This window comes from Mesorhizobium sp. M7A.F.Ca.US.006.04.2.1, from assembly GCF_004022915.1.
Taxonomy (GTDB): Bacteria; Pseudomonadota; Alphaproteobacteria; order Rhizobiales; family Rhizobiaceae; genus Mesorhizobium; species Mesorhizobium ciceri.
In genome coordinates, this window is the sequence record NZ_RZQA01000157.1 from 1 (window position 1) to 9347 (window position 9347).

At 61.5% G+C, this 9347-nt stretch carries 8 protein-coding genes and 1 pseudogene; 5 read left to right on the plus strand and 4 right to left on the minus strand.

Annotated features, from left to right (window positions below):
- From EN925_RS11135 to EN925_RS11150, 4 genes are all read left to right on the plus strand, one after another.
- A partial coding sequence (locus tag EN925_RS11135) for a hydantoinase B/oxoprolinase family protein (protein ID WP_206632818.1) occupies positions 1–921 on the plus strand: 921 nt, incomplete at its 5' end.
- Complete coding sequence (locus EN925_RS11140) at positions 918–1412, plus strand: acetone carboxylase subunit gamma (protein WP_127367912.1); 495 nt, start codon at positions 918–920, stop codon at positions 1410–1412. The genes EN925_RS11135 and EN925_RS11140, both read left to right, overlap by 4 nt.
- Positions 1413–1499: 87 nt before the next feature.
- The gene (locus tag EN925_RS11145) at positions 1500–2327 is read left to right on the plus strand and encodes an SDR family NAD(P)-dependent oxidoreductase (RefSeq protein ID WP_127367913.1); all 828 of its coding nucleotides are present in this window, start codon (positions 1500–1502) and stop codon (positions 2325–2327) included.
- Positions 2328–2528: 201 nt separating this feature from the next.
- Positions 2529–3842, plus strand: coding sequence for an O-antigen ligase (locus tag EN925_RS11150; RefSeq protein ID WP_127367914.1), 1314 nt, complete (start codon positions 2529–2531; stop codon positions 3840–3842).
- Between the two features lie 186 nt (positions 3843–4028).
- Here the strand turns inward: EN925_RS11150 and EN925_RS11155 are convergent, their stop codons facing one another.
- Complete coding sequence (locus EN925_RS11155; protein WP_164753485.1) at positions 4029–5294, minus strand: polysaccharide biosynthesis/export family protein; 1266 nt, start codon at positions 5292–5294, stop codon at positions 4029–4031.
- Positions 5295–5394: 100 nt separating this feature from the next.
- Positions 5395–6072 carry a sugar transferase gene (locus EN925_RS11160; RefSeq protein ID WP_013528120.1) on the minus strand — a complete coding sequence of 226 codons (678 nt, stop codon included), beginning with the start codon at positions 6070–6072 and terminating at the stop codon, positions 5395–5397.
- 602 nt (positions 6073–6674) lie between these two features.
- Here EN925_RS11160 and EN925_RS11165 point away from each other — a divergent pair.
- Positions 6675–6950: an exopolysaccharide production repressor ExoX protein gene (locus tag EN925_RS11165; RefSeq protein WP_013528119.1), complete on the plus strand. Its 276-nt coding sequence runs from the start codon at positions 6675–6677 to the stop codon at positions 6948–6950.
- A gap of 108 nt (positions 6951–7058) precedes the next feature.
- Here the strand turns inward: EN925_RS11165 and EN925_RS11170 are convergent, their stop codons facing one another.
- Positions 7059–8903 (minus strand): ABC transporter ATP-binding protein, encoded by a 1845-nt coding sequence (locus tag EN925_RS11170; RefSeq protein ID WP_127367916.1) that lies wholly within the window; start codon positions 8901–8903, stop codon positions 7059–7061.
- 8 nt (positions 8904–8911) lie between these two features.
- A pseudogene (locus EN925_RS11175) lies at positions 8912–9347 on the minus strand (serine kinase); the annotation flags it as partial.

Sequence of the window (9347 nt, forward strand, 5' to 3'; positions counted from 1 at the left end):
AGCCAACACGGCACGCCGTTCGGCATGGCGCCTTTCGAGCGCCCTGCCGCCGGGTCCGGGGCGCTCGCCATCAAGGACGGTCTCGACACCGCCTATGTCGGCTGGAACCCGGAATCCGACATGGGCAACATCGAGGTCTGGGAACAGTCGATGCCGATGGTCTATATCGGCCGTTCGATCGTGCCGAATTCCGGCGGCGCCGGCAAATATCGCGGTGGCTGTTCCTTCGTCTCGACCTGGCTGATCAACAAGACCTCACATCTGCGGCTCCACACCTCCGAGCACTCCTCGCGCGTGTTCGACAATGGCGGCATGTGCGGTGGTTATCCGGCGCCGACCTGCCAGAAGCATCGCGCGGTGCGCAACTCAGACATTCACGAACTGGCAGCAAAAGGCGAACCGCTGGCGCATGCGCCCGGCATCGACCCTGACGTCTCCGACTACGAGAAGAACATCGGCGGCGACCATGTCGTGGTCGAAGGCCCCTACATCACCTCGCCGCACAAATCCGGCGACATCTTCAGCCATTCCTACAATGGCGGTGGCGGCTATGGCGACGTGCTGGAGCGCGATCCGATCAAGACGGCATGGGATGTCGAGAACGGCTTTCTCACCCGTGAAGCGGCGGACCAGGTTTTCGGCATTGTGCTGAAGGACGATGAAGACGGTTATCCCGTCGCCGATATCGACGCCACGGTCGAACGCCGCGCCGCCATGCGCAAAGAGCGCCTGGCTAACGCGATTCCGGTGGCGGATTGGATCGCCAAGGAGCGTGGCCGCGTCGGAAAGGCCGACTTCGCGCCCGAAGTGAAGAAAATGTACGCCAGCGCGATCAAGCTGTCGTCGCGCTTCACCAAGGAATTCAGCGATTTCTGGAACGTCGACGCCAAATCGATCTTCACGCCGGGAGCCAAGCCATGACCTCATACAGCAAGGAAGTTCTGGGCGATCTGGCCGCCGGCAAGCTGCCCTGGCCGCAGACAAGGCGCATCATGAGTGCCTACAAGGATGACGACCGTTTCTTCAAGATGGTTGCCGTCTATCAGGATCGTGTCGCCTGGAAGGACCCGATCCTGCTGCCGGTCTCGGACCATCTGTTCATCTGCCAGAGTGGCGATGAGCGCATTACCCGCTGCGAATGCGGCCACTCCTTCGGCGACTATCGGAAGAACTGGAAGCTCAACGCCGTGATTAACGTGCGCAACACCGAGGAGGCTTTGCGCGAGATCTATCCCAACAGCGATCTCCCTGATCCCGAATGGATGGAAATCCGGGAGTTCATCTGCCCGGAGTGCGGGACGCTGCATGAGGTCGAGGCGGCGGCACCCGGTTATCCCATCGTGCATGATTTCGAACCCGACCTCGAAGGCTTTTATCGCGAATGGCTGGGCAGACCGCTTCAGGGGTCCTGAACCCTCGTCGATGGAGGCTGCGCCGCTGTGATTGCCAAATCCGGTCAGGACTGATTGCCTGCCCAAACGAAGCGGAGACCGTGCGCCATGAACAACCTTTCCGGCCGTAGCGCCATCGTGACCGGCGGTTTCTCGGGCATGGGCTTCGCCATTGCCACGGCTTTGGCCGAGGCTGGGGCCAATGTCGCCGTCGGCTCCTACATCGCGCCTGCCGGTGCCGACAGATCCGATGCCGCCTACTATCCGGCCGCCGACGAGATCGAGCGCGTGCGCTCGGCCCTTGCCGTCCATGGAACGAAAGTTCACGCCGCACACCTTGACGTTCGCGACAGCGACGTCACCAACCGTTTCGCGGCTGACGCCGAGACGGCCATCGGCCCCGCCGACATTCTGGTCAACGCCGCCGGCACCACCGCCGAGCAGCCGGTCTGCGGCCATTCCGACGCGCTTTGGGACAAGATCGTCGACACCAACCTGACCGGCGCCTTCCGCGTCACGCGTGCCGTGCTGCCGGGTATGATCGAGCGCGGCTGGGGCCGCATCGTCAACATTGGCTCGACGGCCGCCTTGGTCGGGTGGAAGGACAACCCGGCCTACTGCGCGTCCAAGGCCGGCCTGCTGGGTCTCACCCGCTGCGTGGCGCTGGAAGGGGCGGCGCATGGCGTCACCTGCGTTATGATCAGCCCGACCTGGGTCGAGACCGAACTGATGCGCCGCAATGTGGCGCAGGTCGTCGAGCGCGAAGGCAAGGGGCGCACGCCAGAGGAAGCGATGGCCGAGATCGCCAGGGGCAACCCGCAGCAGCGCCTGCTGCAGCCGCAGGAGATTGCCGCTCTGGCCGTCTTCCTGTGCTCGGATCTCGCCAAGGGCATCACCATGGAAAACATCCAGATCACCGGCGGAGCGCTTTGGTAGCGTCTCGGACACGCAACCGGCTGATCTCTCCGCAGATGCCTCGCTGTAAGACAAGGTGACCGGATTTGCCATTGAGCGCCGGGCGCAATAGGTTATATTGCACTGCACAATGGAGACGCCGTTTATTGCACGCCCATGTCTGCGAAGATTCCGGCCGGCTCATGGCTTGCCGGCCCTGGGTCGTGTCGGCGGGACTCTGAGATGAAGATTCCAAAGTCCCTGCTGATCGATCCCGAGAAGAATTCGGTCTATGGCGCCTTTGCCGTAGCCGTTTCGATCTGGGCGTTTTCTTATTCGGTCATCTTCGGCCAGATATTGATCCTGGCCTACTATGCGGTCTGGCTCCCGCTCATCCTGGTCGACTACCGGCGGTTTGTGAGGCATCTGTCCAGCGCCTGGCTGCCGCTGCTGTTTGCTGCCTATGTCTGCTTCTCGGTTTTCTGGTCGCAGGCTCCCGGCGTCACCGCAAGGACGTCGGTCCAGTATTTTTCCCATATTGCCTGCGCCTACGTAGCTGCGCGCACCGTCAGCGTGCGCACGCTGACCATAGGGGCGCTGATCGGGATATTTGTCGTCCTCATCTATTCGCTGAAGGTCGGGAACTATTCCGAGGATGTCCTCGACGGCACCGTCAACTTCGTCGGCGCCTTCGCCTCCAAGAACCAGATCGGCTTTGTCGGCTCGCTCGGCATCTATTTCTGCGTCGTCTTCCTTGCGTTCTACAGGCGCGGCCGGCTGAGCTTCATCCTGGCGGTGCCCGTCGTGCTGCTGTCGGCCTATGTCCTGGTCGCCTCGCATTCCGCCACCTCGATGGCCTCGATACCCGCGGTTCTGGCGCTGGTGGCGCTTCTTGCGATGAGCAAACTTCTGTCACGACGCTATCGCCGGGTCATCTTCCTGATCGGCGCCGGCCTGCTGGTCGTGACGGCCTTCGTCGCCTTGAATCTCGGGTTGATGGACTTCGTCCTCGGCCTCTTCGGCAAGGATTCGACGCTCACCGGGCGAACCTATCTGTGGGAGCAAGGCTGGAACACGGTCCAGAAATCGCCGATTCTCGGCGTCGGCTATGCCGCCTATTGGGTGCAGGGTTTCGCTGAAGCCGAGCGGCTGTGGAACGAATTCTACATCACCACCCGCACCGGCTTCCACTTCCACAACACCTATATCGAGGCCCTCGTCGAACTCGGCTTCGTCGGAGCGACGCTGGTGTCGCTGATCATGCTGCGCACGCTCTACGGCCACGTCTCGGCGGTGATCTTCAAGGCATGGCAGGCGGACTCGGTGATCCTTTTCGGCGTGATGGTCCTGCTGCTGATCCGCTCCTTCGTCGAGGTCGAGATACTCAACCCCTACATCATGGGTTCTTTCCTGATGTATTTCAGCTTCTTCAAGCTGGCGCGGCTGCCTGTTACCCGCAGGCGGCGGTCGCCGGCTCTGGAGCCGGCTGACGCGGCCGGGGGCGAGACTGACTGGCCTCGGTATGCCGGCCATCCGGCGGGCGCCGGTCCCTCATAAATTATCATCTCGCGGGCTGAAGGGGGCGGTCTTCCTTTTTGAGCAAGCATGTGCTCGGACGGGAAGCCTCGATCCCGAGACGGCTATTATAGTTTCCGCAGGGGTTCAAACAACTGAGCCAGAGCCTCATCCCGGTTTGTCGGGTGAGGCTCTGGCTCGAAACACTGGATCGTGTTGGAAGTCGGTCTACTGGCTGGCCAGCGGCGCCAGCTTGATCTTGATCACATCGCCGGGCAGCACCGGGGTTTCTTCCTTGGCGGCTATTTCGGTGGTCTTGCCGTCGACATTGCGCACCAGCGAATAGAGCAGGGTCGGCTGCTGATCATTTGTCATAGCGGCCGCCATCGCGGGATCGCTGGCCTGGGCTATCAGGCCTTTCTGCATGTTCACCTTCAACGCGGCCTCGTTCAGGTCGGCTTCGGTCTGCTGCCGGTCAGTGGCGAGACTTGAACTCAAGGTGTTCTGGGCATCGATAGCATCCTGCTTCGCCTTGCTGATCGCCTGCTTGGCGGTGAGGATGGCGGTTTCGTAGTCCAGGATCTTGCCCTGCAGGTCGGCAACCGACTGGCGCGAATCCAGCAGTCGGGCGTTGGCGATCAGGCCTTTCTGCGCCAGCGGGCCGATGCTGGCGAGCTGCTGCTGCGCCAAGTCGACCTGCTGCTGCTGGTTGACGATCTTCTTCTGCAGCGATTCGATCTCGGATTCCAAAACCCCTTTGAGATCGTCGAGCGCTTCAAGCTTCAGCTTCAGCGCCTTTTGGTCCGCTGTCAGGATCGTCATCTCGTCCGCCACGATGGCTGGCAGTCTCGGATCGCCCTCGACCTCCTTCGGCACGTCGAAACTCGCCTTTCCGGCCATATCCGCATCGATGCGGGCGCGCCTTACGATCAGTCGGATGCGCTGGTCGTCGGAGATGTCGAACATGCCCTTGGCGGTGACCAGGTCCTTGCCGAGCTGGGGGCCGTAGTCGGCGTTTCGCCGGATGCCTCCGGCGACGCTGATGGCCTTCAACACCGTCAGGTCGGGCACATAAGGAAACTGGCCGGGGTTCTGGACTTCGCCCGAAATGTAGAATGGCCGGAACTGCGCCATCTCGACCGAGGCTTCCGGTCTGTCTGACAAAGCGAGCTTTTTCTGCAAAGCCTCGCCGATCGCCGTTGCGATTTCGGACGTGGTCTTGCCGGAGGCCGGCAGTTCGCCGGCGAACGGCACCGACAGCGTGCCGGATGGACCGACCGTGTACTCGCCATTCACCGCCGACCAGTCACGGAATGTGCCTTCCACGGTCTGCCATTCGGCGACGCGGATGGTGAGCTTGTCCTGCGAGCCGAGGCGATAGTCGCCGGCGGCGGCGATGTGCGGGACGACGAGGGCCATGGCAAGGCATGTGGCCAGCAAACGCGCCCGCCGCAGCCGGCCGGAATCCGGGCCGCTGCGAAAGGTTTCGAACAAATCTGTTTTCAACTCAACGTTCCGATCCGCTATAGCCCCATCGCCCGATGAGCTTGCGTCGAATGGCCGACGCCAATGTCTGGCATTGGCCACCGGCCGGTCAGTAAGAACCGCGCGACATCCAGACGGCCGGGACGGTCTTGATGATGATGCGAACGTCCTCGAACAGCGACCAGTTCTCGACATAGTGACGGTCGAAGGCGACGCGGCTGTCATAGGACACATCGTTGCGGCCGCTGACCTGCCACAGGCCGGTCAGGCCCGGACGCGATTTCAGGTAGTAGACGGCGGATGTGCCATAGATCTCCAGCTCGTCGCGCACAACCGGACGCGGACCGACAAGGCTCATATCGCCCTGCAGGATGTTGATGATCTGCGGCAACTCATCGAGGCTGAGTTTCCTCAGCACCGCTCCAACGCGGGTGACGCGCGGGTCGTTCTTCAGCTTGCGGGTCGCGATCCATTCCGCGTTGGCGTCCGGGTTGGTGGCGAGATAGGCTGCCAGCACCTTGTCGCCGTCCGGAACCATGGTGCGGAACTTCAGGCACGGAAAAATCCGTCCGCCCCGCCCGATTCGCCTGTGGCCGTAGAAAATCGAGCCGCCGTCGGAAAACTTGACGAGCAGCGCTATCATGACAAATAGCGGGCTGAGGGCGATCAAGCCAATCAGTGAACCGGTGATATCGAAGCTGCGTTTGAGCAGGCCGCCGATCGGCGGCGGAAAATCGATGTCAGCCTGCGAAAAGCTCGCGGTGGCTGACTTGGCAACGTCCCTCATGCCGTAAACTCCATGCGTTGAACGAATGGTTCACCACACGATACCCAAAAAATGTTGCAGCGCAACACACAATTTACCACCCCGTTGAAATAGTCACGTCATGAAATGACTAAATAATAAGCTTGCCATGCACAAATTTCGGCATATTTAGCACATTTGTGACAATAAATGGGCACAGCCGAAAAAATAGAGGCCTTTGTGGGGCGGTTTTTAGGCGGACCTACCTATTTGCCAAGGCGAGGTACAAATCAGTGCTTCATCATGCCGTGATGCTTGGTCAAAACCGTATAAAATACTACTTAATATTGCCCATTTTACTAAAAGATATCGACGAGAGGATATCGGCCTAGCTCCCGTTGCGTGCATTGCAACATGGCAGAGTCGATCGCAAAAAGCTCGATCAAAAATAACCGAAGTTGCCCTTGCCGCCTATTGCTCGCCTTAATAGAATTGCAAATTATACCTGTCACGGTGAGGACAGGTGGAAAAGGCCGGAAGCAACCGGTCGAGAGTGGGCGACCTTAACAAGCCCACATGACAAGGGACGGTGCTCGGGTGGGGCAATCGCGATAATACCCGAGCCGGTTTATGGGCTGTTGGGTATGGCACTTCCAAAATTCATCCTCGGGATGATTTTCGCTCTGGCGATCGTCGTCGGCTGGTCCTGGCTGGGCGGTGCGTCGATAGGCACGATATTGGTGCGTGTCATCATCTGCGCCGTGACCATTCAGGCCGGCTATTTCGTGCTCATCTACACCATGATCGCCAGGAGCGCGCCGACGCCTGCCGACATAGCTCGTGACGCCGAGCGCAAACTGAACGCACCCGAGGTCGCCGAAAGCGAGAAGCTGGGCGGTGCCAGGCGCGGCCTGCATTGATGCAGACTGCTCAAACGTGGCCGGTTTGGCGGCAACGACATGCTTCGAGACAAAGGGACCAAAGCGCCGCGTGAATCCGTTTCGGCGCGACGCGTCCTGGCCGCCGGCTCACGCCACATCAGCGGGTTCGCTCTCCGACTGTTCCCCCGACAGCATCCTCGACAACCGGCTGCCGGTTTTTTCCTTCAGCCGCTGATATTGGCCGACCTCGACGATACGGCCGTTTTCCATCGCCACCACCCAGTCGGCGAAGGCGATCATCGACGGCCGGTGCGCGATGGTCAGGATCGTCATCGTACCGCGTAATCCGTCGATCGACCTGGCGATCAGCGACTGGTTCTGCCAGTCGAGCGCGCTGGTCGCCTCGTCGAGGATGAGCAGCGACGGCTTGCGCAGCAGCGCGCGCGCGAGCGCGATGCGCTGACGTTCGCCGCCCGAGAGCCGCACGCCGCGATCGCCGACCACCGTCTCGAGCCTGAGGTCGAGCCGTTCGACAAACTCGCCGGCGTGCGCCTGACGCAGCGCGGCCCACAGATCGCCATCGCTGGCCCTTGGCGCGGCGAGGCGCAGGTTCGCCGCGATCGTGTCGTGCAGGAGGAACACGTCCTGCGGCACATAGGCCACCTGGTCGCGCCAGCGACGGCGATTGCTGGCATCGATCTCGACGCCATCGACAAGCATCTTGCCGGTGGTGGGCTCCAGCAGGCCAAGCAGCATGTCGGCGATCGTGCTCTTGCCCGATCCGGACGGGCCGATCAGGGCGGTGACCTTGCCGGCCGGCAGGCCGAAGGTGATGCCGCTCACCACCGCCTTGTCGACAGTATCTCCGTAGGCGAAGGACACGCCGCGAATATTCAATCCCGTATTGAGGGAGAGTGTCCCGGCGTCTGCGAACTCGGTATGGCCGGGTTCGCGTTCGGCGTCGAAACGTGCCTGCAGGCTGCGCATTGCCGTAAAGGCGGGCAGGTTGATCAGCACTTGCTGGGCCTGCGTCTGCATGTCCATGAAGCGCGGCGCGATACGCATGAAGACCAGGAGCAGGACGACGATCTCGGCCAGCGACAGGTTGAAGCGGACCAAAGCCACATAGATGAACAGGCTCAGGCCCACGACGCTCGCCACCTGGAATACAGCAGTGCCGATGGTGCTGTTGCGCACATAGTCGATGTTGTCGGCCTTCATCCTCTCAAGCGTCGACCGCAGCTGCGCGAAATAGCTGTCCTCGACGTTCAGGCTCTTGGCCACCTTGATGCCGCCGAGAAATTCCGAGACCGTCCGGTACTGGTCCTGGCGATTGGCGGTCAGCACACGGCCGAAGGCAGTGGCCCGTGCCCGGAAGGGCCGCAGCGCCACGAACATCAGGATGCCGATGACCACGGCAAACAGCGTCATGACCGGCGAGATAAACACGGAAACCAGGAGATAGCCGGCCAGAAGAACGGCGATCTGCACCAGCATCAGCAGTGCGAAAGCCGCGCCCTGGACGCGGTCGATGTCGCCGGTCAGGGCATGATCGAGATCGGAACTGCGCATGCGTGTAAAAACGCCCCAGCGCGCCTTGCCGATGCTTTCGAACAGGTTCATGCGAACGCGATTGATGAAATCGAACAGCAATTTGGCCATGTAGACCGACTTGAAGCGATTGAACGCCGCCTGCGCCGCAACAAGCCCGACCAGCGCGCAAAGCACGGTCGTCAGTTGCAGCGTGCCATCAGGCACCAGCCAGCGCACGAAATCATCATTGGGCAGCCGAACAGCGAAATCCTGGTCGGCACGTCCGACCAGATGCAGCAGCGGGACGAGCAGCAGGATCGAAATGCCCTCGGTCAGGCTGCCGAGGATGAGGAAGAACAGCGCCGTCCACGTTCGCCGGCCGCCGATCCGGGCAATGGTGGCGCCGAAGGCGGCAATTTCTCGAAACAGCGACAGGCGAAGGATTGGGGGCTTCGACATGGTTGCGCTCACAACCGCCGGCTGCCAGCCGACAGATCCTTTTCGATCAGTTCCACGGCTTCGCCGATCCTGTCCAGGCCCGTCGGGACTTCCAGCCGGTACACGCCGATATGGTTGGCAATCCATGAACATTGCCGAAGATGCGCCGTCGCGAAGTCGCCGGGCAGGGCCGCGCGGCCGAAGCGCGTCACATAGGAGAATTTGATGATGGCCGGCAGGGCGGCAATGGCGGGCAAGGGCGTGATGTCAGCCCTTTCGCCGCGCTCGAGGATATAGATCCTGGTCGCCGGCACCTCGTCGCCCGAAAAGCTACCGTTCAGGCGATGCTGCATCTTGCCGATCGCCGCATGCACTTGCGGCCGCACTTCCGCTTCCCCAAGCGAGATCGCCGCCGCGGCGTCGGCCGCCAGCTTGATCTGCGGCAAGCCCGGAACGGTCATTGGC

What these genes read in the sequence shown, in the direction of transcription:
- EN925_RS11160 (WP_013528120.1), bottom strand. Translation starts at nt 6,072, where the DNA reads ATGAGGGACGTTGCCAAGTCAGCCACCGCGAGCTTTTCGCAGGCTGAC.
- EN925_RS11140 (WP_127367912.1), top strand. Translation starts at nt 918, where the DNA reads ATGACCTCATACAGCAAGGAAGTTCTGGGCGATCTGGCCGCCGGCAAG.
- EN925_RS11170 (WP_127367916.1), bottom strand. Translation starts at nt 8,903, where the DNA reads ATGTCGAAGCCCCCAATCCTTCGCCTGTCGCTGTTTCGAGAAATTGCC.
- EN925_RS11150 (WP_127367914.1), top strand. Translation starts at nt 2,529, where the DNA reads ATGAAGATTCCAAAGTCCCTGCTGATCGATCCCGAGAAGAATTCGGTC.
- EN925_RS11145 (WP_127367913.1), top strand. Translation starts at nt 1,500, where the DNA reads ATGAACAACCTTTCCGGCCGTAGCGCCATCGTGACCGGCGGTTTCTCG.
- EN925_RS11165 (WP_013528119.1), top strand. Translation starts at nt 6,675, where the DNA reads ATGGCACTTCCAAAATTCATCCTCGGGATGATTTTCGCTCTGGCGATC.